The sequence below is a fragment of the Pseudoxanthomonas sp. z9 genome (genome assembly GCF_006542425.1).
GTDB lineage: Bacteria > Pseudomonadota > Gammaproteobacteria > Xanthomonadales > Xanthomonadaceae > Pseudoxanthomonas_A.
Map to the genome: position 1 here is coordinate 215,658 of NZ_VFID01000004.1, position 23,014 is coordinate 238,671.

The following is a 23,014-nucleotide window of genomic DNA, read 5'->3' on the forward strand; positions in this document are numbered from 1 at the left end:
GCTGGCCGACGGAGAACGACGACGAATGAGTGGGGCCGCCACCGCCAGCATCGAGGACCTGACCGCCGCGCGCGCGGGCGACGCGGCGGCGTTGCAGCGGGTGCTGGTGATCTCGCGGCAGAACCTGCGCCGCTACGCGGAATACCACTGCGTGATCAACGACGCCGAGGACGCGGTGCAGGAGAGCCTGCTGCAGGTATCCCGCCGGATCGGCGACCTGCGCGCGGTCGAAGCGTTCACCTCGTGGCTGTTCCGCATCGTCAAGCGCGAATGCAACCGGCTCAAGCGCGGCGTGCGCCTGTTGACCGGCGAGGCGGTGACCGAAGACCTGCTGCCCCCCATCCATTTCGAACCGGTCGAACTCGGCCATGACGTCGCGCGGGTGCTGGAAACGCTTCCAGCCCACTACCGCCAGATTCTCCTGCTGCGCGACCTGGAAGGCATGACCATGGAAGAGTTGGCCGAACAGCTGCAGCTGACCCCGCAGGCGGTCAAATCCCGCCTGCACCGGGCCCGCGCGCTGGCCCGCGAATACCTCTGCGAAGACCCCACACTTCCCTAACAACGCCGGATTACACTGGCGCCCCCTGCCGTGCGGGCCCCCGCACCTCAACTGGAGAAACTGCAATGTCCAAGTCCAACCAGAAGCCCGTCGCCCTCGCCATGTGCACCGCGCTGGCCGGCGGCATCGTTCTCGCGGGTTCGGCTTTCGCGATGGAACCGCTCTCGCAGGGTTACCTGCTCGCCGCCCAGGATGCCAAGGCCGCCGACGCCAAGACGGCCGAGGGCAAGTGCGGTGAAGGCAAGTGCGGCATCGAGAAGGCCGACACCGACAAGGACGGCAAGGTCTCCAAGGCCGAGTTCGAAACCGCCCATCCCGGCAAGAGCGACAAGTTCACCGCCATCGACACCAACAAGGACGGCTTCATCGATGCCGCCGAGGCCAAGGCCCACCACGAAGGCAAGTGTGGTGAAGGCAAGTGCGGCGGCGACAAGAAGGATGGCGCCAAGGCCGACGGCAAGGCCGCGCACGAAGGCAAGTGCGGCGAAGGCAAGTGCGGCGGCGCGGCCTGATTCGACCGGCCCGTGTTCCGTGCCCTCCCCCGTCCGGGGGAGGGCGATGGCCGGGCCACCGCTTTCCTTCCGCCGACATGGTTTCCTCCAACCAGTCTCCCGCGCCTGCCTCCGCCGGCCTCGGCCTGCGCCGCGCGCTGCTGGATCAACTGCTGACCGCCGCGCCCGGCGACTTCGATTTCCTCGAATGCGCGCCGGACAATTGGATCGGCGTGGGCGGACGCCTGGGCGAAGCGCTGGGACGACTTACCTCGCGCATGCCGCTGACCTGCCATGGCCTGTCGCTGTCGCTGGGCGGGGTTGAACCGCTGGACGATACTTTCCTGGCGCGCACGCGTCGTTTTCTCGATCGCCACCAGGTCGCGCTGTATAGCGAACACCTGAGCTACTGCGCCGACGACGGCCATCTCTACGACCTGATGCCGATTCCGTTCACCGAGGAAGCGGTGCACCACGTCGCCGCACGCATCCGCCAGGTGCAGGACGTGCTGGGTCGGCGCATCGCGGTGGAGAACGTGTCCTACTACGCCGCGCCCTACCAGGCGATGGCCGAAGTCGATTTCGTCAACGCGGTGCTGGACGAAGCCGACTGCGATCTGCTGCTGGACGTCAACAACATCTACGTCAATGCCATCAATCACGGCTACGACGCGCGCGATTTCCTGTTCCGCATGCCGTCACGGCGCATCGCCTCGTACCACATCGCCGGTCACTACGACGAGGCCGACGATCTGAAGATCGATACCCACGGCGCCGACGTGAAGGAAGACGTCTGGACGCTGCTGGCCGACGCCTACCGCCTGCACGGCGTGCGCCCGACGTTGCTGGAGCGCGACTTCAATTTTCCGCCACTGGCGACGCTGCTGGGCGAGCTCGGCCGTGTCCGCGACTTGCAGGCCCAGGCCGCCCCGCGCGCGAGTTCGCATGGCTGAGCATTTGCGCGAGCAGCAGTTCGCGTTCGCGCGGCACCTGCGTGATCCGCAGCGGCATCCCGCGCCGCCCGGCATCGAGGATCGCCGCATGGCGATCTACCGGGATCTGTTCTTCAACAATATCCAGGGCTTGCTGGCCGGGAACTTCCCGGTCATCCGGCAGACCCTGGGCGATGCGGACTGGCGCGCCCTGGTGCGCGACTTCTACGCACTGCATCGCAGCCGTACGCCGCTGTTTCCGGAAGTGGCGCGGGAATTCATCCGTTTCCTGCAGGATCACCCGGTCCGCGAAGACGCACCGTGGCTGGCCGAGCTGGCGCACTACGAATGGGTGGAACTGGCCCTGCAGATCAGCGACGAACCCGCACCGCACCATGATCCGGACGGCGATCTGCTGGACGGCATGCCCGTCACTTCGCCATGGGCCTGGGCGCTCGCCTATCAGTGGCCGGTGCCGCGCATCGGGCCGGAGTACCGGCCGTTGGTGCTGCCGGAAACACCAACCTTGCTGCTGGTCCGCCGCGACATGGACCACGCGATCCGTTTCGCGGATCTGTCGCCGCTGGTCTATCGCCTGTTCGAACTGCTCGGCGAACACCGCCTGAGCGGCCGCCAGGCCCTGCAACAATTGGCGGCCGAAGCGGGCGTGCCGGGTGATGACGACTTCATCGCCCGGGGCGAGACGATGCTGGTGCGGATGCGCCGCGAAGGCAGCCTGCTGGGCACCGCCCTCCCCGGCTGAGTCCGTCACCGCACGACGCCCGTCGATGTTCATCCGCGCGCAGCAAAAGCGTCGCCACGCTCTGCTACCCTGTCGCCCATGAACGCCGCCGAGTTGCCCGCCACCACGCCCATGGCCCGCCGCTTCCGCGGCTACCTGCCGGTGGTGGTCGACGTGGAGACCGGCGGTTTCGACTGGAATCGCCATGCCCTGCTGGAAGTGGCGGCGGTGCCCATCGAACTCGACGAGAATGGCCTGTTCGTGCCCGGCCAGACCACCAGCGCGCACCTGCATCCCGCGCCGGGGCTGGACATCGATCCGAAGTCGCTGGAAATCACCGGCATCGTCCTGGATCACCCGTTCCGGTTCGCCAAGCCCGAGCGCGAAGCACTGGATCATGTGTTCGCCCCGGTACGCGCCGCGGTCAAGCGGCATGGCTGCCAGCGCGCGATCCTGGTGGGCCACAACGCCCACTTCGATCTCAATTTCCTCAATGCCGCGGTCGCCCGGGTGGGCCACAAGCGCAATCCGTTCCATCCCTTCAGCGTGTTCGATACCGTGACCCTGGCCGGCGTGGCCTACGGCCAGACCGTGCTGGCGCGCGCGGTGCAGGCCGCCGGTTTCGAATGGAGCGCGGAGGATGCGCACTCGGCGGTGTACGACGCCGAGCAGACCGCGCGGTTGTTCTGCAAGATCGCCAACGCCTGGCCTTCGCCGGTCTGATTCCTTGCCCGCGATGCGGCCGGTGTTCCTTCCAAGCCGGAGCCTGCGATGTACGAAACAATCCTGGGGTGGCTGCATCATCTGGCCTGGCTGGGCTTCCTGTTGTACTGGGTCGTCAGCGCGCTGCGCACCAAGCCGGTCGTCCGCGCCGAACCCCTGTGGCTGCGCCTGTGCGCCTACTGGTTGCCGCTCGCGCTCGCCGTCGCGCTGCTGGGACCCGGCGAGTGGTTCGGCGACAGCCTGTTGCAGGAGCGGTTCGTCCCGAAGAACGTTTCGGTCAAAACGGCTGGCCTGCTGCTGACCCTGGCCGGGCTGGGCCTGGCCTGTTGGGCGCGATTCCTGCTCGGACGCAACTGGAGCAGCGAGGTGCAGATCAAGCACGACCATGAACTGATCCAGGCGGGGCCCTACCGCCATGTACGCCATCCGATCTACAGCGGGCTCCTGCTCGCCTTCCTCGGCACCGCCATCAAGGTCGGCGACTGGCGCGGCCTGCTGGCGCTGGCCATCGTCGCCGCCTCGTTCCTGTACAAACTGAGCCACGAGGAGCGCTGGCTGCGCGAACGCTTCGGCGAACCCTATCTGGCCTACCTGCACCGGACCCGTGCGCTGATTCCGGGACTGTTCTGATGGCGGTCCGCCTGGACGCGCGCCACGCCGACATCACTACCCTGGCGATGGACGCGATCGTCAACGCGGCGAACAACTCGCTGCTGGGCGGCGGCGGCGTGGACGGCGCGATCCACCGTGCCGCGGGGCCGGCGCTGGTCGCCGAATGCCGCCTGTTGGGTGGCTGCAAGACCGGCGATGCGAAGATCACCGGCGGCCATCGCCTGCCGGCACGCCATGTCATCCACACGGTGGGACCGGTCTGGCGCGGCGGCGATCACGATGAAGCGGCCCTGCTGGCTTCCTGCTACCGCCGCAGCCTGCAGCTGGCACGCGCGCATCGCCTGCGCAGCATCGCGTTTCCCTGCATCAGCACCGGTATCTTCGGCTTTCCCGCGGAACCGGCCGCGCGCATCGCGATCGACACCGTGCGGGCGGAACTGGAGGGGGACGGAATGCCCGGTCCCGTCCTCTTCTGCTGTTTCTCCACTGACGATCTGGCGATCTATCAACGCCTGCTGGTTACCAGCTGACGTGCGCGGAGCCGCGGGCCGTCAGCCTTCGCCCGCACCGGGCTCGTGCACTGTCTTGCGCGCGGTCATCGCGGTGCCGGCCGATGCCAGGATGATCGCGCCGATCGCCAGCCATTGCGTTCCGCTGAGCTGCTCATGCAGGAACAGCAGGCCGGACATCGCGCCGAAGGCCGGCTCCAGGCTCATCAGCATGCCGAAGGTGCGGGTCGGCAGCCGCGTCAGCGCGACCATTTCCAGGCTGTACGGAATCGCCGTCGACAGCAGCGCGACCGCCAGCGCCACCGGCAGCAAGGCCGGCGACAGCAGATCGGTGCCGGCATGGGCGATGCCGAACGGCACCGCGACCGCGGCGGCGATGATCGAGCCCAGCGCCACGGTCTGTGGACCGTGTTCGGCGCCGGCTTTCTGTCCGAACAGGATGTACAGCGCCCAGCACAGGCCCGCGCCCAGCGCATAGGCCATGCCGACCGGATCCAGCGCCTGGCCTTGGCCCTTGGGCAGCAGCATCAGCAGGCCGGCCACCGCCAGCGCGACCCAGGCCACGTCGCGCAGCCGGCGCGAGCCGAACAGCGCGACCGCCAGCGGGCCGGTGAACTCCAGCGAGATCGCGATGCCCAGCGGGATGGTTTCCAGCGCCTTGTAGAACAGCAGGTTCATCAGGCCCAGCGACGCGCCGTAGACCAGCAGCGCCGGCCAGTGATCACGCTCGACCCGTACCCGCCATGGCCGGAACGCCACCGCCAGCAGCACGGTCGCCACGCCCAGGCGCAGCGCGGTCGCACCGGCGGCGCCCACGGCCGGGAACAGGCTCTTGGCTAGGGAGGCACCGAGCTGGATGGAGGCCATCGCAATCAACAGCAGGCCAATCGGCAGCCACAGCGATTGATGGGAGGAGGTACGGACGGTGTTCACGGCATGACCTGCGATCGCCGGGCCCGGGCCGGGCCGGCGCTTGAGAGGAAGGATTAGGTGCACTATATTGCGCACAGGCAGCTTAACCGCTGTGCAACATATTGCGCAATCACTCCATGAGCGTTCTGGAACACGTCGCCGAAAACGTCCGCCGCCTGCGCCAGGCCGCGGGCCTGAGCCAGCAGGCGCTGGCCGACGCCTCCGAGGTCAGCCGGCGCATGCTGGTCGGCATCGAGTCAGGCGATGCCAACGTCAGCCTCAACACGCTGGATCGGATCGCCGAGGCGCTGGGGGTCAAGTTCGCGGATCTGGTCCAGGCGCCGGTCGGCGCCAGCCGCGAGCGCATCGAAGCGCTGGCCTGGAGCGGCCGCGATCCCGCCTCGCAGGCGGTCCTGCTGGCCAGCGTCCCGGCCCGTGGCGAAGTTGAATTCTGGTCCTGGACCCTGATGCCGGGCGAGCGCTACACCTCGTTCGCCGACCCGGCCGGCTGGCACGAGATGTTCTACATCATCGAAGGCTGCCTGACCCTGGAATTGCCGGAAGGCGAACAGCGGATCGCCACGGGCGATTTCTTCGTCTTCCCCAGTGACCGCGACTACGCCTACCGCAATGACGGCGACGTTCCACTGCGCTTCGTCCGCAACGTGGTGCACTGAGCCTGCGGCGGAATCTCAGCGCGGGCGGATGCCGTACTTCGCCAGGATGGCCCGCACGCGGTCCAGTGGAATCGCCTCGACCGTCTGGCCATTGCCGTGCGTGGTGGTGGCCATGAACAGCGAGTTGTAGATCGCTTCCTCCACCGCCTCGGTGGTGGCCTGGAACACCGCGCTCATTTCATCATTGGCCAGTTCGGTGGTCGTGCGGCGCGGCTCGCCGAAGCGGCGACGCACCGATTCGGCGGTGGAGAACGCCAGCGCATAGTCGCCGCTGCCATTGGAGGCCGAACTGCCGGTCCTGCCCAGCCCCATCATCGCGCGGGAGGCAACCCGCCCGAGGTTGCGATCGCCCAGCGGCGCGTCGGTGGCGATCACGATGATGATCGAACCGTCGCCGCGATCATCGGCCAACCCCGCATTCGGCAGATTCGCGGCGACCGCTTCCTGGAAGGCGAACCGTTCCAGTTCGCGGCCGACCGGCGCGCCCTGCACCTGCAGCACACCGCCGAAGTTGCTCTGCACCAGCACGCCCACCGTCCAGCCGCCGAGCGAGGCCGGCAACGCCCGCGACGAGGTGCCGATGCCGCCCTTCCAGCCGAAGGCGACCGTGCCGGTGCCGGCGCCCACGCTGCCTTCCTGCACTGGTCCGTCGCGGGCGCCGGTCAATGCCGCGCGTATCGCCTCGGCCGTCACCGGGCGGGCGCGGATGTCGTTGAGACCACCGTCGTTGGTCTCGCCCACCACCGGATTGATCGATTGCACCTGCCGCATGTCCGGTTGTTCCAGCAGCCACGCCGCCATCGCGTCGGCGGCTTTCCAGACACACAGCGTGCAGGTCAGCAGAATCGGGGTTTCCAGTTCGCCCAGTTCGTTCACCTGGGTGGCGCCGATGAACTTGCCGAAGCCGTTACCCACATGCAGCGCCGCCGGTACCCGCGAACGATAGGTGTTGCCGGCGTGCGGCAGGATCGCGGTGACGCCGGTGCGCACGCGATCCCCTTCGCTCAGGGTGACCTGCCCCACCCGCACGCCGGCCACGTCGGTGATGGCATTGTGCGTGCCGGTGGGGAAGATGCCCGGAGCCACGCCCAGATCGCGGGCGCGCACGCGCTCGGACGACTGCGCCGACGCGGCACATGCAGCGGACATCAGGAGGATGGCGGCGAGCAGCCGCGTACGGAACGAAGGGAAGGGGCGCATGGGAGGCATGCGCGCCATCCTATCGTCTTAGCCGCCGGAGTGGCTCAACCCAGGCGCTGGCGGACCGCCTCGAACAGGGTGATGCCGGCGGCCACCGACACGTTGAGGCTTTCGATGTCGCCCGGCATCGGGATTTTCACCAGCCCGTCGCAATGCTCGCGGGTCAAGCGGCGCAGGCCATCGGCCTCGCCACCGAGCACCAGCGCGACGTTACCGCGCAGGTCGGTCGCATACAGCGACGCGTCGGCCTCGCCAGCCAGCCCATAGATCCATACACCCTGCTTCTGCAGATCGCGCAGGCAACGCGACAGGTTGGTCACCGCCACCACCGGAATGCGATCGGCCGCACCGGCCGAGGTCTTGCGCACGGTCGCGTTGACCGTGGCCGACTTGTCCTTGGGAATCACCACCGCGGTCACCCCCGCCGCCGCCGCGCTGCGCAGGCAGGCGCCGAGGTTGTGCGGGTCCTGCACGCCGTCCAGGACCAGCAGCAGCGCCTTGCCGTCGGCGGCGTCGACCAGTCCTTCCAGCTCGTTCTCGTCCCAGGTCCGCGCCGCCGCATAACGCGCGGCCACGCCCTGGTGGCGCACGCTGCCACCCACGCCGTCCAGCGCCTGCGCGGTCACCCGGCGCACCTCGATGCCCTTGCGGCGCGCGTTCTCCTCGATCTCGGTCAGGCGCGCGTTCTTGCTGCCGCCCTCGACCAGGACTTCGCGCACGTTATCGGCATCGTTCTCGATGGCCGAGGCCACCGCATTGACGCCGACAATCCATTGGTTCTGTTTGCTCATTTTGATTGGGGATTCGGGATGAGGGATTCGGGATGGGGACACGTCCTGGAAGATCCGCGGCAAGCCACCAATCCCCCAATCCCGAATCCCCAATCCCGGCTATTCAGTACGCCTGCTTCTTGCGCTTCGCCGGCTGGCCGCGCGGCGGGAGCGCCGGCACGCCCTGTTCCGCCTTGTCCGCGACCAGGCGGAAGTCGATCTTGCGTTCCTCCAGGCTGGCCTTGAGCACGATGATGCGCACGCGATCGCCCAGCCGGTACTGCTTGCCGCGGCGTTCGCCGGACAGGGTCTTGCGGATGGGATCGAAGTGGTAATAGTCGTGCGGCAGTTGGGTGACGTGGACCAGGCCATTGACCTTGGATTCGTCCAGTTCGACGAACAGGCCGAAGCTGGTGACGCCGCTGATGACGCCCTCGAACTGGCCGCCGATGTGCTTTTCCATCCACGCCGCGCGGTAGCGCTCGTCGACCTCGCGCTCGGCCTCGTCGGCGCGGCGCTCCCGCTCGGAGCACTGCAGCGCCAGCGCCGCCATCTCGTGCGGTGGATACAGGTACTTGTCGGGCTTGCCGCCCTTCAATGCGTACTTGATCGCACGATGCACCAGCAGGTCCGGATAGCGCCGGATCGGCGAGGTGAAATGCGCGTACGCCTCCAGCGCCAGACCGAAGTGGCCGACGTTGTCCGGCGCATACACCGCCAGGCTCTGGCTGCGCAGCAGCACTGATTCCAGCAGCGCGGCATCCGGGCGGTCGCGGATCTTCTTCAGCAGCCGGGTGTAGTCGCGCGGCTGCACCTTGCCCCAGGCCGGCAGGCTCAGCTTGAACTCTTTCAGGAACTCCAGCAGATCCTCGAACTTGGATTCCGGCGGCTTCTCGTGGATGCGGTACGGCGCGGGAATGCGCTTCTGCAGCAGGTACTTCGCCGCCTCCACGTTGGCGGCGATCATGCATTCCTCGATCAGCTTGTGGGCGTCGTTGCGCTGGAGCATGCCCGCCTGCGTCACCTCGCCGCGGTTGTCCAGCACGAAGCGGACCTCGGACGACTCGAATTCGATCGCGCCACGTTGCTGGCGTGCCTTGGCCAGCACCTGGTACAGCTGATGCAGGCGCTCGATCTGCGGCAACTGCGCGCCGACCTGCCGCTTCGCCTCTTCATCGTCCAGGCCGACCGCGTTCCAGACCTGGGTATAGGTCAGGCGCGCATGCGAGTTCATCACCGCTTCGTAGAACTTGGAGCGGGTGACCTGGCCGTCGTGATCGATCTGCATGTCGCAGACGAAACACATGCGATCGACCTTCGGGTTCAGCGAACAGATGCCGTTGGACAGGGTCTCCGGCAGCATCGGCACCACGAAACCGGGGAAGTACACCGAGGTCGCGCGCTTCTGCGCCTCGTCGTCCAGCGGCGTACCGGGACGGACGTAATGCGACACGTCGGCAATGGCGACGATCAACCGGAAGCCGGTGCGGTTCGCCTCGCAGTAGACCGCATCGTCGAAATCCTTGGCATCCTCGCCGTCGATGGTGACCAGCGGCACCGCGCGCAGATCCACGCGCCCGTCCAGCATGCCCTCCTCCACGACCAGCGGCACGGCGGTGGCCTCGGCCAGCACCTGCGGCGGGAACTCGTGGGGAATATCGTGGCCGTGGATGGCGGCTTCCACCACCAACGAGGGCGTCAGCTTGTCGCCGAGCACCGCCAGGATCCGGCCGATGGGCGGACGCCGCGCATCCGGTGGCTGGGTCAGTTCGCAGACCACCAGTTGGCCGTCGCGCGCGCCCTGGGTCGCGTCCGGTGGAATCTGCACGTTGCGCTGCACGCGCTTGTCGTCCGGCGCCACGTAGGCGATGCCGGCTTCGAAGCCGAAGCGGCCAATCAACCGGGTCAGGCGGTGTTCAAGCACGCGCGCGATGCTGCCTTCGCGACGACCGCGATGATCGATGCCGGTGACGTTGGCCAGCACGCGATCCCCGTGCATCACCTTGCGCATTTCATAAGGCGGCAGGAACAGATCATCGCCGCCCGCGTCCGGGCGCAGGAAGCCGAACCCGTCCGGATTGGCGATGACCACGCCGGCGACCAGGTCGGTCTGCTGCACCGGCGCATAGCCGCCGCGGCGGTTCTGCACCACCTGCCCGTCGCGCAGCATGGCCGCCAGGCGCTTGCCCAGCGCCTCGAAACGATCCGGCGCGGTCAGGCCCAGCCGGGGGGCGATCTCTTCGGCCGTCTGCGGGCCGTCCGATGCTTCCAGCAAGCCGAGGATGGCCTCGCGGCTGGGAATGGGATTGTCATAGCGCGCGGCTTCACGCGCGGCATGGGGATCGGTGAAGGAGGACGAGCCGCGCCCGCCGGGCCGCGGGCCACGCCCGGAGGAAGGTTTCGGCGCCGCGGCCTTGCCGCGCGACGGCGGCAGATCCGGCATCCAGGGCGGGAGCGCGGCCTTCTTGCGCGGACCGCCCGATGCGGCACCGGCGCCGCCCCTGCCGCCTTTTCCAGGTGCGGCCTTGCCGCCTTTCCTGCTTGTGTTTTTGCTCATGCGGCCATGTTACACCCCGCCTGAATGCCGGCCGTGAGAAAACAACCGTTGACAAAGTCCGACGCGACCTCCAAAATTCGCGGCCTGCACACCTCGCCCAGGTGGCGGAATTGGTAGACGCACTAGTTTCAGGTACTAGCGGGTAAAACCGTGGAGGTTCGAGTCCTCTCCTGGGCACCACTGCAAACCGGCGGAATCCGCCGACACGAAACCCCGCTCCGGCGGGTTTTTTTGTATCTGTAACCATGACTTCCGCCACTGTCCCCGCCCCGGGGCGGCGCGTGAATGTGCGCTCTCCTCAGGGAGAGAAGGACATGACCAAGGCATTCGGCAAGAAGGCGGGACTGTTCGCTGCGGCGATGGCGTTCCTGCTGGTGGCATTCACGGCGAGCGCACAGCGCGCCGACGGCAACATCAATGGCAACGCGTCGCCCGGCGACAAGGTGTACGTCGCCAACACCGGCACCGGGCTCAAGCGCGAGACGGTGGCCGATGAAGAGGGCAAGTACCGGTTTCGCTCGCTCCCGCTGGGCACCTATGAAGTGAAGATCGTCCGCGGCGAGGAGAATGTCCTCAACGCCACGGTGACCCTGCGCCCGGGCGGCACCGCGCGACCGCCGACCCCGCAGGCCGGCGACGCCGCGGCCGGGGCGGATCCCGCGCCGTCGCCGGCGCCGCCCGCCGGCAATTGAGTTTCGCCCGCGTCATCAGGAAGGCCCCGCACCGCGGGGCCTTTCTTTTGGGCATGGATCAGGCCATTGCCCGGTAGAATTGCCCGATTGGAACAAACCGCAGACCGACGCAACCGATGAGCGACACCATCCGCACCTCCTTCCACGGCTTCGAACAGATCCCCCTGCGCGAGTACGCCGAGCGCGCCTACCTGGACTACTCGATGTACGTGGTGCTGGACCGCGCCCTGCCCTTCATCGGCGATGGCCTGAAGCCGGTGCAGCGGCGGATCATCTATTCGATGAGCGAACAGGGGCTCAGCGCCGCCTCCAAGCCGAAAAAGTCCGCGCGCACCGTCGGCGACGTCATCGGCAAGTACCACCCGCACGGCGACAGCGCCTGCTACGAGGCGATGGTGCTGATGGCGCAGCCGTTCTCGTACCGCTATCCGCTGATCGAGGGCCAGGGCAACTTCGGTTCGCCCGACGATCCCAAGTCGTTCGCGGCCATGCGCTACACCGAGGCCAAGCTGACCCCGATCGCCGAAGTGCTGCTGGGCGAACTCGGCCAGGGCACGGTGGACTGGACGCCCAACTTCGACGGCACCCTGGAAGAGCCGACCTGGATGCCGGCGCGCCTGCCGCACCTGCTGCTCAACGGCACCACCGGCATCGCCGTGGGCATGGCCACCGATGTGCCGCCGCACAACCTCAACGAGGTCGTCAGCGCGTGCATCCGCCTGATCGATGATCCGGATGCCACCGTCGCCGATCTGTGCGAACACGTGCATGGACCGGACTATCCCACCACCGCGGAAATCATCACGCCGCTGTCGGATCTCCGGGCGATGTATGAAACCGGCAACGGCAGCGTGCGCGCCCGCGCCACCTACGCCAAGGAAAATGGCAACCTGGTCATCAATGCCCTGCCCTACCAGGTCTCGCCATCCAAGGTGATCGAACAGATCGCCACCCAGATGCGCGCCAAGAAGCTGCCCTGGCTGGAGGACATCCGCGACGAATCCGATCACGCCAACCCGGTGCGGGTGGTGCTGATTCCGCGTTCCAACCGGGTCGATACCGAACAGTTGATGGGCCACCTGTTCGCCACCACGGACCTGGAAAAGAGCTACCGGGTCAACCTCAACATCATCGGCCTGGACGGGCGTCCGCAGGTCAAGAACCTGAAGATGTTGCTGACCGAATGGCTCAGCTTCCGCTACGACACCGTCACCCGCCGGCTCAAGCACAGGCTGGAAAAGGTCGATCGCCGCCTGCACCTGTTGGAAGGCCTGCTGATCGCGTTCCTCAACCTGGACGAGGTCATCCGCATCATCCGCACCGAGGATGAGCCCAAGCCCGCGCTGATTGCGCGGTTCAAGCTGACCGAGGATCAGGCCGACTACATCCTCGACACCAAGCTGCGCCAGCTGGCGCGGCTGGAAGAAATGAAAATCCGCGGCGAGCAGGACGAACTGGCCGCCGAACGCGAGAAACTGCAGTCGATCCTGGACTCCAAGGCCAAGCTCAAGAAGCTGATCAAGGACGAGCTGACCGCCGACGCCAGGAAGTTCGGCGACGCCCGCCGTTCGCCGCTGGTGCAGCGCGACGCTGCGCAGGCGCTGGACGAGACCGAACTGGTGGCCGCCGAGCCGATGACCGTGGTGCTGTCGGAGAAGGGCTGGATCCGCGCGGCCAAGGGCCATGAAGTCGATGCGGCCGGACTGTCCTACCGCGAAGGCGACAGCCTGCTGGCGGCGGTGCGTTCGCGCAGCACCCAGCAGGTGGCGTTCCTCGACTCGGAAGGCCGCAGCTACTCGACCGGCGTGCACACCCTGCCCTCCGCGCGTGGCAATGGCGAACCGCTGACCGGCCGCTTCTCGCCGGCGCCGGGCGCCTCGTTCCAGGCCCTGGCCAGTGGCGACAACGACACCCGGCTGGTGCTGGCGTCCTCGCACGGCTACGGCTTCGTCACCCGTTTCGAGAACCTGACCGGCCGCCAGAAGGCCGGCAAGGCGATGTTCAACCTGACCACCGGCGCGCGCGTGCTGCAGCCGGCGCCGGTGAGCAACTTGGACACCGATCGCATCGTCGCGGTGACCACCGCCGGCCACCTGCTGGCGTTCCCGATCAGCGAGCTGCCGGAACTGGACAAGGGCAAGGGCAACAAGATCATCGACATCCCAAAGGCCAAGCTCGGCACTGAGCGGGTGGTCGCCATCGCCGCCATCTCGCCGGGCAATACCCTGCAGGTGCGCAGCGGCCAGCGCACGATGTCGCTGTCGTTCAAGGATCTGGACGCCTACCTCGGCGCGCGCGCGACCCGCGGCGGCCTGTTGCCGCGCGGCTGGCAGAAGGTCGACGGGCTCGGGGTGGAGTGATGCAACCGGAGTTCTGGCTGGAGCGCTGGCGCGAGGGCCGCATCGGCTTCCATCGGGAAGAGGTGATGCCGCTGCTGGTCCAGTACTGGCCTGCGCTTGCGCTACCCGCCGGCGGGCGTGTGTTCGTGCCGCTGGCCGGCAAGTCGCTGGACATGATCTGGCTGGCGGCCCAGGGCCATCCGGTCCTGGGGGCCGAACTGTCACCGCTCGCCGTGCAACAGTTCTTCGAGGAAAACGGCCTGCATCCGCAGGTCACCGACACGCCGGCCGGTCGCCTGCACGCGGTCGATGGCATCGAACTGATGCTGGGGGACGTGTTCGCGCTGGACGCCGCCACCCTGGCGACGTGCGAGGCCGTCTACGATCGCGCCGCGCTGATCGCGCTGCCACCGGAACTGCGCACACGCTATGCCGACGAGATCTACGGCCGGCTTCCCGTCGGCTGCCGGGGGCTGCTGATCACGCTGGAATATCCGCAACCGGAAAAGAACGGCCCGCCGTTCTCGGTCGACGAAGCCGAAGTCCAGCGCCTGTTCGCGAATCGCTGGGACATCGAGCGGCTGGAGCGCCGCGACATCCTCGCCAGCGAGGCCAGCTTCCGCGCCGAGGGCGTCACCGCCCTGCACACCGCGGTCTACCGGCTGCGAAAGCGCGCCTGAAAAAAAAACACCCCGGCGTCGCCGCCGGGGTGCGTTTCACCTTCCAGCGAAGTCACTCGGCCGAGGACTTCTGCGCGAGCCGCGCGGTCAGGTAGTTCTCCAGGCCGATGCGCTTGATCAGGCCCAGCTGCTGTTCCAGCCAGTGCGCGTGATCCTCCTCGGTATCCTTCAGCTGGGTCTGCAGGATCTCGCGGCTGACGAAGTCGCCGTGCCGTTCGCACAGCGCCACGCCCTTGGCGAGATTGGCGCGGACCTCGTACTCCACTTCCAGATCCCGCTGCAGCATTTCCTCGACCGTGCGGCCCGAGGTGAACGGCGTCGGGCTCATGTCAGGATTGCCCTCCAGGAACAGGATGCGCCGCAAGAGCGCGTCGGCGTGCTCGGTCTCCTCCTGCATCTCGTGGTCGATGCGTTCGTAGAGCGCGATCAGTCCCATGTCCTCGTAGCGACGGGAATGGATGAAGTACTGGTCACGCGCGGACAGCTCGCCACGCAGCAACTGCTTGAGGTAATCGACGACTTCGGGATGGCCTTTCATGGGTTCAACTCCTTGCAACTGCGCGCATGATGCCCGAAGCCGGGCGCCGGTGTTCTAATCGGAATCAGTCGCACTCGCAGCCGCTTTCGCGGCCCCTCACAGGGCCGCGTTGTGCACCCCCGCCACTGCCCGCCCGGATGGATCGGCGGCCGCGGCAAAGCTGGCGTCCCAGGCGATGGCCGCCGGCGACGAGCAGGCGATCGACTTGCCGCCCGGCACCGTCTCGGCACAGGCCTGGCCGGGGTAGAAGCGCTCGAACAGGCTGCGGTAGTAATAGGCTTCCTTGGTCTGGGGCGGGTTGATCGGGAAGCGCTTGTCCGCCGCCGCCAGTTCGCGATCGCTGACCTGCGCCTCGGCATGTGCCTTCAGTCCATCGATCCAGCCGTAGCCGACACCATCGCTGAACTGCTCCTTCTGCCGCCACAGGATCGAATCCGGCAGGTAGCCCTCGAACGCCTCGCGCAGCACCGCCTTCTCGATCCGGCCCTTGCCGGCCATCTTGTACTGCGCATCCATCCGCATCGCCACGTCGAGGAATTCCACATCCAGGAACGGCACGCGCGGCTCGACGCCCCAGGCCATCATCGACTTGTTGGCGCGCAGGCAATCGTAGTTGTAGAGTGCATCCAGCTTGCGCACCAGTTCCTCATGGAACTCGCGCGCGTTCGGCGCCTTGTGGAAATACAGGTAGCCGCCGAAGATTTCGTCCGAGCCCTCGCCCGACAGCACCATCTTCACGCCCATCGCCTTGATCCGGCGCGCGAGCAGGAACATCGGGGTGGAAGCGCGGATGGTGGTGACGTCGTAGGTCTCGATGTGGCGGATCACTTCCGGCAGCGCGTCCAGGCCTTCCTCGAAGGTGTACTCGAATCCGTGGTGGACGGTGCCCAGCGCCTGCGCGGCAACCTCCGCGGCGGCCAGATCCGGGGAACCCTTCAGGCCGATCGCGAAGGAATGCAGGCGCGGCCACCAGGCTTCGGAAGTGTCGTCGTCCTCCACCCGGCGCCGCGCGAAACGCGCGGCCACCGCCGCGACCAGCGAGGAATCCAGGCCGCCGGACAACAGCACGCCGTACGGCACGTCGGTCATCAGCTGGCGATGCACGGCGCGCTCGAACGCCTCGCGCAGCTCCTCGCGGGTGACTTCCACGCCCTGCACCGCGTCGTAGCTGCGCCAGGCCTTGCCGTAGTACGGCTTCAGTTCGCCGCTGTGGCTGTCGTAGTAATGCCCCGGCGGGAACTGCGCGACGTCCGCGCACAGATCCGCCAGCGCCTTCATCTCTGAGGCCACGCACAGGCGGCCTTCGCGATCGTGTCCCCAGTACAACGGGCACACGCCGATCGGGTCGCGTGCGATCAGGAAACGGCGCGCGGCCGCGTCCCACAGCGCGAACGCGAAGATGCCATTGAGGCGGTTGAGGAACGACTCCGGGGTGTCTTCACGGTACAGCGCGTTGATCACTTCGCAGTCCGAACCGGTCTGGAAGGCGTAGGGCTGGCGTAGTTCCTTCTTCAGTTCGCGGTGGTTGTAGATCTCGCCGTTCACCGCCAGCACCAGCCCGCCGTCGGCCGAGCGCAGCGGCTGCGAGCCGCCGGCCGGGTCGACGATCGCCAGGCGCTCGTGGACGAGGATGGCGCCGTCGTCCAGATGGACGCCGCTCCAGTCCGGGCCGCGATGGCGCTGCCGCTGGGAAAGTTCCAGCGCCTGCCGGCGCAGGACGGTGGCGTCGTCACCGGCCTGCAGGCCGAAAATGCCGAAGATGGAACACATGGGGAAACTCCTGGGAAATGGGGGTGGGGAGAGGAAGGGCTGGCGAAGGGCGAAAAAAAACCCGCATCTCGCGATGCGGGTTTTCTGTGTCCGGCTGGTACTTCTATGCCTAGTCGCAGACCCGCAGCGTCCACGCACGATTATTCGCACGCGCATTGTTGCGGCGGTTCGAATTGTTCGCGGCGGCGGTGGCGAGACGAAGCATGGAAGCGACCCTAACCGGTCCCGGCGGGGCTTGGCAAGTACCGGGCGCATTCCTTGTCATGGTTTCAGCCGCAACCATTCCCGGACCACTCAGGCAGCTGGCAGCAGCAGGCGTTCCAGCAACCGCTGGTAAAGCCCCGGAAGCGCTTCCAGGTCGGCCAGCGCAATATTCTCGTCGACCTTGTGGATGCTGGCGTTGACCGGGCCGATCTCGATGCACTCGGCCCCGAGCGGGGCGATGAAGCGCGCGTCGGAGGTGCCGCCCGCCGTGCTCTCTTCCGGCGGTGCACCGGAGAACCCGGCCAGCACCTGGCGCGCGGTCGCACGCAGATGGCCTTCCGGGGTGTAGAACGGCTCGCCGCCGCGGTGCCAGTGGATGGCGTAGTCCAGTTCGTATCGGTGCAGCACCGACTCGATCTCCTCTTCCAGGCGCGCGGCGGTCCAACTGGGATTGAAGCGCAGGTTGAACACCAGCTTCAGCTCGCCCGGAATGACGTTGCTGGCACCGGTGCCGGCGTTGATGTTGGAGATCTGCAGGCTGGTCGGTGGAAAGGTCTCGTAGCCATCGTCCCAGACCCGCGCGGCGAGTTCGGCCAGCGCCGGCAGCGCCTTGTGGATCGGATTGAGCGCCTTGTGTGGATAGGCCACATGGCCCTGCACGCCACGCACGCTCAGGGTGCCGGTGAGCGTGCCGCGACGGCCGACCCGCAGCAGGTCGCCCAGCACCTCCTTGGAGGAAGGCTCGCCGGTGATGCACCAGTCGATGCGCTGGCCGCGCTCGCGGAAGGTTTCGGCGACCAGCTTCACGCCATCCAGCGCGTCGCCCTCCTCATCCGAGGTCACCAGCAGCGCGACCGTGCCCGGATGATCCGGATGCGCGTCGACGAAACGCTCCAGCGCGATGGTGCAGGCCGCGACGCTGCATTTCATGTCGGCCGCGCCGCGCCCGTACAGCACGCCGTCGCGCACCGTCGGAATGAAGGGATCGCTGGTCCAGGCCTCCAGCGGACCGGGTGGAACCACGTCGGTATGGCCCAGCAGCACCAGCACCGGTGCGCCGCTGCCATGGGTGGCCCAGAGATTGTCGACATCGCCGAAGCGCAGGGATTCGCAACGGAATCCGGCGGAGGCCAGGCGGGTGGCCAACACCTGCTGGCAACCTGCATCATCGGGTGTCACCGAATGGCGGCGGATCAGTTCACTGGAAAGCTCGACGACATCGCTCACTTGCCGACTCCGAACAGCTTCTTGAAACCATTGTCACTGAAGCCCTGTGAAAACACGGTTTCACCGCCCTCCTCGCGCATGACCACGGGCCGGCGGATCAATTGCGGGTATTCCTTGAGCAGCAGTTTCCATTCCGCTTCGGAACCGGGCGACTTGCGGTTCTCCGGCAACTGCCGCCAGGTGGTGGAGGACTTGTTGATCAGCGCGTCCCAGCCCCCGGCGTGGTCGGCCCAGTCCTTCAACACCTCGGGCGCCTGCCGGTTGTCGCGGTAGTCGATGAAGGTGTGGGCCACGCCGAAGCGATCCAGCCACTTGGTGGCCTTCTTGCAGGTGTCGCAGTTCTTGAGTCCGTAGATCGTCGTGGTCATGCTCGAATCCTTTTTCACGGCCACGCGCCCCGCGATGGATTCCGCGTGCCCGTGCGCAACGTCATGCCGATGGACGCCTTCGCGTCCACCGGCCCGGGAAAATCAGTCGGCCAGTCCGCGCAGCAGTTCGTTGACGCTGGTCTTGCTGCGGGTCTTCTCGTCGACCTGCTTGACGATCACCGCGCAATACAGCGAGTGCGAGCCGTCGGCGGCCGGCAGCGAACCGGATACCACCACGCTGCCCGGCGGCACGTAGCCGTAGGTGATTTCCTTGGTCATGCGGTTGTAGATGCGGGTCGACTGGCCCAGGAACACGCCCATGCCGATCACGCTGTGGTGGCCGACCACCACGCCCTCCACGACTTCCGAACGCGCGCCGATGAAGCAGTGGTCCTCGATGATCGTCGGCGAGGCCTGCAACGGCTCCAGCACGCCGCCGATGCCGGCGCCGCCGGACAGGTGGCAATGCTTGCCGACCTGCGCGCAGGAACCGACCGTGGCCCAGGTATCCACCATGGTGCCCTCGCCCACGTAGGCGCCAATGTTGACGAAGCTCGGCATCAGCACCACGTCCTTGCCGAAGTGGCTGCCACGGCGGGCGATCGCGCCCGGCACCACGCGCACGCCGAGCTTGCGGAAATCGGCCTCGTCGAACGCGCCGAAGCGCGCTTCCACCTTGTCCCAGAACGGCGCGGGATAGGCTTCGACCAGTTCCATTTCGTTGACCCGGAAATACAGCAGCACCGCTTTCTTCAGCCACTCGTTGACCTTCCAGCCGCCCTTGCCGTCCGGTTCTGCCACACGCAGCTTGCCGCTTTCCAGTCCATCGATGGCACGCTCGACCGCGGCGCGGGTGGAGCCCTCGATCTCGACGGTGGTCAGCTCGGCGCGGCGTTCGAACGCGCTCTCGATGGTGGACTTCAGTTCTTCGACGGCGGTGGCTTTCTTCGGGCTCATCAATCCGGGTTCCTTGGGGGAGTATTTGGTCAATGGGTTTCCAGGCCGGCGCGCAACGCGTCGCGCAAAGCCTGTTGCTGCAGTTCCGACGCCAGCGGCAAATCGCCCTCGTCGGTGATCTGGAAAATGTCCTCGGCGCGTTCGCCGAAGGTGGCGATGCGCGCATCATGCACGCGCAGGCGCTGCGCGCGCAGCACCTGGGCGACATCCGACAGCAGACCTGGGCGATCCGGCGCGATCAGGCTGAGCACGGTGCGGCGGCCATCCGGTGTACGGGCGAATTCGATGCGCGGCGCGAAGCGGAAATGGCGGAGCTGGCGCGGCAACGCGCGCCGGGAAGTGCGCACCTTGTCCAGCGCGCCGGCGAGGGCAACGCTCAGGCCGTGCTCGACGTCGGCCGGATCGCGGGTGGCGTAGCTGTCGGCGGGCAGTACCTCGAAGGTATCGAACACCGTGCCCTGCGGCCCCACCAGCACCCGCGCCTGATGGATGGCGTAGCCCATGCGATCGAGCGTGGACAGGATCGCGGCGAACAGGCCGTCGCGATCGGGCGAATGCACGAACACTTCCATCGCGTTGGCGTCCTCGGCGATCAGGCGCGCACGCACGCGCGTCTCGCCCGGCCCCACGCCCCGCAGTGCTTCGGCCTGCCAGGCCAGTTGCTCCGGACGGAAGCGCAGGAAGCTCTCCTCCGGCATCGATGCGAACAGCGCGTCGGCATCCGCGTCCCCGATGGCGTGCAGGCGCAGCAGCACGCGCACCGATTCTCGCGCCTCGGCCAAGCGCGCGTCGACGTCGACCGGATGTTCCAGGCCCTCGCGCAGCACCCGGCGGGTGGCGAAGTAGAGATCCGCCAGCAACCGATCCTTCCAGGCATTCCACAGCTTGGGACTGGTACCGGCGATGTCGGCGCAGGTCAGCAGGTACAGGTAGTCCAGCCGCTCGCGATCGCCAATCAGGCGGGCGAACGCGTGGATGACGTCCGGATCGGAAATGTCCTGCTTCTGCGCGGTCACCGACATGCGCAGGTGCTGTTCGACCAGCCAGGCCACCAGATCGGTGTCGGAAGCGCTCAGGCCGTGCGCGGCGCAGAACTCGCGCGCATCGACCGCGCCGAGCTCGGAATGATCGCCGCCGCGGCCCTTGGCGATGTCGTGGAACAGGCCGCCCAGCAACAGCAGTTCCGGCTTGCGCAGGCGTGGCCAGACCTCGTGGGCGATGGAGAAGCGTTCGTCCGCGCGCCCGGAAGAGAAGGTGGCCAGGTTCTTCAGCACCATCAGGGTGTGCTGGTCCACGGTATAGACATGGAACAGGTCGAACTGCATGCGCCCGGACACCCGCGCGAACGCGGGCAGCCACTGGCCCAGCACGCCCAGCCGCGCCATCCGGGTCAGCGTTTCCACCGCGCGCGGCCCGCGCAGCAGGCCGAGGAACGCCTCGCGCTGCGCCGGGGTCGCCCGTGGATACGCGGTCAGTTTCGACAACGATTCGGCCAGCGCGCGCGCGGTCAACGAATGCAATCCACGCACCTGTGGCTGCGCGGCCCACATCGCGAACAGGGCGAACACCTGCGACACGTCATCCTGCGGCCAGGCCGGATCCCGCGCGGCCAGGTAGCCGTGGCGCAGCGCGAACGCGTCATCCAACGGCTCCGGCAGCGCCTCGCCGTCGAACTGTTCCTCGAACCGCTGCAGCAGGCGATCGCTGATGCGACGGACGATCGCCGCGCTGCGGTAGAAGCCCTGCATCATCTTCTCGACGCCCAGGTTCTCGGCGTCGTCGACGAAGCCCAGCCGCTGCGCGAGCGTCTTCTGGAAGTCGAAGCGCAGGCGCTCCTCGGGACGTCCGGCGATCAGGTGCAGGCCATAGCGCAGGCGGCCCAGCGCGCGGCGTTCGCGCGCCAGCGCGGCCGCCTCGTCGGGTCCCAACTGGCCCATGCCGACCAGCGGTTCCAGATCACGCACGCCGAAGGTGCGCAGCGCCATCCAGCCCAGCGTGTGCAGATCACGCAGACCGCCGGGGCCATCCTTGATGTTCGGTTCCAGGTTTTCGGAGGTGTCGCCGAAACGCGCGTGGCGAGCCGTCATTTCCTCGCGCTTGGCGAGGAAGAAATCGCGCGCGGGCCAGACCCTTGCCGCCGACACCGCATCAATCAGGCGCGCCTCGTCGACCGGTTCGGCCGCCACCGGGCGCGCCTCGATGAGCGCGGTCAGCACGGTCTGGTCGGCGGCGGCCTCGGTGCACTCGGCGGCCGAACGCACCGCATGGCTGATCGGCAGGCCGGCATCCCACAGCAGCGCGAAGAAACGCGCCAGCGCCTCATGGTGCCGCGCCTGTGCCGGCGCTTCGGCCAGCACCAGCAGGTCCACGTCCGAATGCGGAAACAGTTCGCCGCGGCCATATCCGCCAACCGCGAACAACGCCATCAGGCTGTCGGCGGGGATGCAGCGCTGCCAGGCGTCCCGCAGCAGGTGATCCACGCCGCGCGCGCGCAGCGCGAGGATCCGATCCATGCCGTCGCCGTGATCGAAACGCTTGCCCAGCCGCGCGTCGTTGTGGCCGAGCGCGGCGCGGGCGGCGGCGGACCAGGCCGCGTCATCCGCGATTCCGGGGCCGATCCCGGTCAGCCGCGGCAATGAATCAGTCGCGGCCTGGGAACTGCTCACAGGTCGTTGTCGTCGCCCGGCAGGCGGGTCAGGATCTCGACGCCGTCCTCGGTCACCGCCACGGTGTGTTCCCATTGCGCCGACAGCTTCCGGTCCTTGGTGACCACGGTCCAGCCGTCGGGCAGCACCTTGGAGAAGCGGGTGCCCTCGTTGATCATCGGCTCGATGGTGAAGGTCATGCCCGGCTTCAGCACCACGCCATCACCCGGGCGGCCGTAATGCAGCACCTGCGGTTCGTCGTGGTAGACCTTGCCGATGCCGTGGCCGCAGTACTCGCGCACCACGCTGAAGCGCTCGGCTTCGGCGAACTGTTGGATGGCGTGGCCGATGTCGCCCAGGGTCGCGCCCGGACGGACCGCGCGGATGCCGCGGAACATTGCCTCGCGGGTGGTGTCCACCAGCCGCTTCGCCATCACCGAAGGGGTGCCGACGAAGTACATGCGGCTGGTGTCGCCGTGCCAGCCATCCTTGATGACGGTCACGTCGATGTTCAGGATGTCGCCGTCCTTCAGCACCTTGCCCTCGCTGGGCATGCCGTGGCAGATGACATTGTTGACCGAGGTGCACACCGTGGACGGGAACGGAATCCGCCCGTGGCCGCCGCCATAGCCGATGTTGGCCGGGATGGCTTTCTGCACGTTGACGATATGATCGTGGCAGATGCGGTCCAGTTCGGCGGTGGTCACGCCCGGCTTCACGTGCGGCGCGACGATTTGCAGGACCTCGGCGGCCAGCCGGCCGGCGACGCGCATCTGCTCGAGTTCTTCGGGGGTCTTGAGGGTGATGGCCATGGCCGGGATTATCGCCGATTTCGCCCCCCTTTGAGCGCCCGGCAGGGGGTTTGTTGCCGGCAACTCATTGTTCCCGCTATACTTCCGCGGCTTGG

The 23,014-nt window shown here is 67.4% G+C and carries 21 protein-coding genes, 1 tRNA gene and 1 pseudogene; 12 read left to right on the forward strand and 11 right to left on the reverse strand.

All coding sequences use genetic code 11. From position 1 onward, the window contains the following. The first annotated feature begins 25 nt into the window (after positions 1–25). From FG323_RS05560 to FG323_RS05590, 7 genes are all read left to right on the forward strand, one after another. Positions 26–562 carry a sigma-70 family RNA polymerase sigma factor gene (locus tag FG323_RS05560; RefSeq protein ID WP_141453530.1) on the forward strand — a complete coding sequence of 179 codons (537 nt, stop codon included), beginning with the start codon at positions 26–28 and terminating at the stop codon, positions 560–562. A gap of 65 nt (positions 563–627) precedes the next feature. After that, on the forward strand, positions 628–1,074 hold the full coding sequence (locus FG323_RS05565; protein WP_141453531.1) for a calcium-binding protein: 447 nt from the start codon (positions 628–630) through the stop codon (positions 1,072–1,074). Between the two features lie 77 nt (positions 1,075–1,151). After that, positions 1,152–2,006 (forward strand): DUF692 domain-containing protein, encoded by an 855-nt coding sequence (locus FG323_RS05570; protein WP_141453532.1) that lies wholly within the window; start codon positions 1,152–1,154, stop codon positions 2,004–2,006. Continuing rightward, entirely contained in the window at positions 1,999–2,748 is a 750-nt protein-coding gene (locus FG323_RS05575; protein WP_141453533.1) for a putative DNA-binding domain-containing protein, read from the forward strand. Before FG323_RS05570 ends, FG323_RS05575 begins: the two co-directional genes overlap by 8 nt. A 78-nt stretch (positions 2,749–2,826) precedes the next feature. Continuing rightward, positions 2,827–3,450, forward strand: a complete 624-nt coding sequence (gene rnt / locus FG323_RS05580) for a ribonuclease T (protein ID WP_141453534.1) — start codon at positions 2,827–2,829, stop codon at positions 3,448–3,450. A gap of 48 nt (positions 3,451–3,498) precedes the next feature. Beyond that, entirely contained in the window at positions 3,499–4,080 is a 582-nt protein-coding gene (locus FG323_RS05585; protein ID WP_141453535.1) for an isoprenylcysteine carboxylmethyltransferase family protein, read from the forward strand. Continuing rightward, on the forward strand, positions 4,080–4,592 hold the full coding sequence (locus FG323_RS05590) for an O-acetyl-ADP-ribose deacetylase (protein WP_141453536.1): 513 nt from the start codon (positions 4,080–4,082) through the stop codon (positions 4,590–4,592). Before FG323_RS05585 ends, FG323_RS05590 begins: the two co-directional genes overlap by 1 nt. A 21-nt stretch (positions 4,593–4,613) precedes the next feature. Here FG323_RS05590 and rhtA read toward each other — a convergent pair whose 3' ends face one another. Then, complete coding sequence (rhtA, locus tag FG323_RS05595) at positions 4,614–5,504, reverse strand: threonine/homoserine exporter RhtA (RefSeq protein ID WP_141453537.1); 891 nt, start codon at positions 5,502–5,504, stop codon at positions 4,614–4,616. Between the two features lie 116 nt (positions 5,505–5,620). On the opposite strand from rhtA, the gene FG323_RS05600 reads away from it, so the two are divergent. After that, positions 5,621–6,160: an XRE family transcriptional regulator gene (locus tag FG323_RS05600; protein WP_141453538.1), complete on the forward strand. Its 540-nt coding sequence runs from the start codon at positions 5,621–5,623 to the stop codon at positions 6,158–6,160. A 15-nt stretch (positions 6,161–6,175) separates the two neighbouring features. Here FG323_RS05600 and FG323_RS05605 read toward each other — a convergent pair whose 3' ends face one another. The 3 genes from FG323_RS05605 to rnr all read right to left on the reverse strand — a co-directional run bounded on the left by FG323_RS05605 (position 6,176) and on the right by rnr (position 10,687). Further along, positions 6,176–7,309 (reverse strand): P1 family peptidase, encoded by a 1,134-nt coding sequence (locus FG323_RS05605; protein ID WP_141453539.1) that lies wholly within the window; start codon positions 7,307–7,309, stop codon positions 6,176–6,178. 95 nt (positions 7,310–7,404) lie between these two features. Next, complete coding sequence (gene rlmB, locus FG323_RS05610; protein WP_141453540.1) at positions 7,405–8,151, reverse strand: 23S rRNA (guanosine(2251)-2'-O)-methyltransferase RlmB; 747 nt, start codon at positions 8,149–8,151, stop codon at positions 7,405–7,407. A gap of 103 nt (positions 8,152–8,254) precedes the next feature. Then, positions 8,255–10,687 (reverse strand): ribonuclease R, encoded by a 2,433-nt coding sequence (gene rnr / locus FG323_RS05615; protein ID WP_141453541.1) that lies wholly within the window; start codon positions 10,685–10,687, stop codon positions 8,255–8,257. Between the two features lie 95 nt (positions 10,688–10,782). Here rnr and FG323_RS05620 point away from each other — a divergent pair. The 4 genes from FG323_RS05620 (at position 10,783) to FG323_RS05635 (ending at position 14,398) form a co-directional block, all read left to right on the forward strand. Further along, positions 10,783–10,867: transfer RNA gene (locus FG323_RS05620), tRNA-Leu, on the forward strand. 134 nt (positions 10,868–11,001) lie between these two features. Then, on the forward strand, positions 11,002–11,379 hold the full coding sequence (locus FG323_RS05625) for a carboxypeptidase-like regulatory domain-containing protein (protein WP_181444095.1): 378 nt from the start codon (positions 11,002–11,004) through the stop codon (positions 11,377–11,379). Positions 11,380–11,495: 116 nt separating this feature from the next. Continuing rightward, entirely contained in the window at positions 11,496–13,739 is a 2,244-nt protein-coding gene (parC, locus tag FG323_RS05630) for a DNA topoisomerase IV subunit A (protein WP_141453543.1), read from the forward strand. Then, positions 13,739–14,398 (forward strand): thiopurine S-methyltransferase, encoded by a 660-nt coding sequence (locus tag FG323_RS05635; protein ID WP_141453544.1) that lies wholly within the window; start codon positions 13,739–13,741, stop codon positions 14,396–14,398. Before parC ends, FG323_RS05635 begins: the two co-directional genes overlap by 1 nt. Positions 14,399–14,450: 52 nt before the next feature. On the opposite strand, the gene bfr is transcribed toward FG323_RS05635, so the two are convergent. The 7 genes and pseudogenes from bfr to map form a co-directional block, all read right to left on the reverse strand. Further along, positions 14,451–14,936: a bacterioferritin gene (gene bfr, locus FG323_RS05640; protein WP_141453545.1), complete on the reverse strand. Its 486-nt coding sequence runs from the start codon at positions 14,934–14,936 to the stop codon at positions 14,451–14,453. A gap of 96 nt (positions 14,937–15,032) precedes the next feature. After that, on the reverse strand, positions 15,033–16,706 hold the full coding sequence (gene asnB, locus FG323_RS05645; protein WP_141453546.1) for an asparagine synthase B: 1,674 nt from the start codon (positions 16,704–16,706) through the stop codon (positions 15,033–15,035). A gap of 294 nt (positions 16,707–17,000) precedes the next feature. After that, complete coding sequence (gene dapE / locus FG323_RS05655; RefSeq protein ID WP_141453547.1) at positions 17,001–18,137, reverse strand: succinyl-diaminopimelate desuccinylase; 1,137 nt, start codon at positions 18,135–18,137, stop codon at positions 17,001–17,003. Next, positions 18,134–18,505 carry a Spx/MgsR family RNA polymerase-binding regulatory protein gene (locus FG323_RS05660; RefSeq protein WP_141453548.1) on the reverse strand — a complete coding sequence of 124 codons (372 nt, stop codon included), beginning with the start codon at positions 18,503–18,505 and terminating at the stop codon, positions 18,134–18,136. Before FG323_RS05660 ends, dapE begins: the two co-directional genes overlap by 4 nt. 102 nt (positions 18,506–18,607) lie before the next feature. Continuing rightward, positions 18,608–19,441 (reverse strand): annotated as a pseudogene (gene dapD / locus FG323_RS05665) (2,3,4,5-tetrahydropyridine-2,6-dicarboxylate N-succinyltransferase); the annotation flags it as partial. A gap of 50 nt (positions 19,442–19,491) precedes the next feature. After that, on the reverse strand, positions 19,492–22,203 hold the full coding sequence (gene glnD, locus FG323_RS05670) for a [protein-PII] uridylyltransferase (protein WP_141453550.1): 2,712 nt from the start codon (positions 22,201–22,203) through the stop codon (positions 19,492–19,494). Next, positions 22,125–22,919: a type I methionyl aminopeptidase gene (gene map, locus FG323_RS05675; protein WP_141453551.1), complete on the reverse strand. Its 795-nt coding sequence runs from the start codon at positions 22,917–22,919 to the stop codon at positions 22,125–22,127. The genes glnD and map overlap by 79 nt, the downstream gene beginning before the upstream one ends. Between the last annotated feature and the right edge of the window lie 95 nt (positions 22,920–23,014).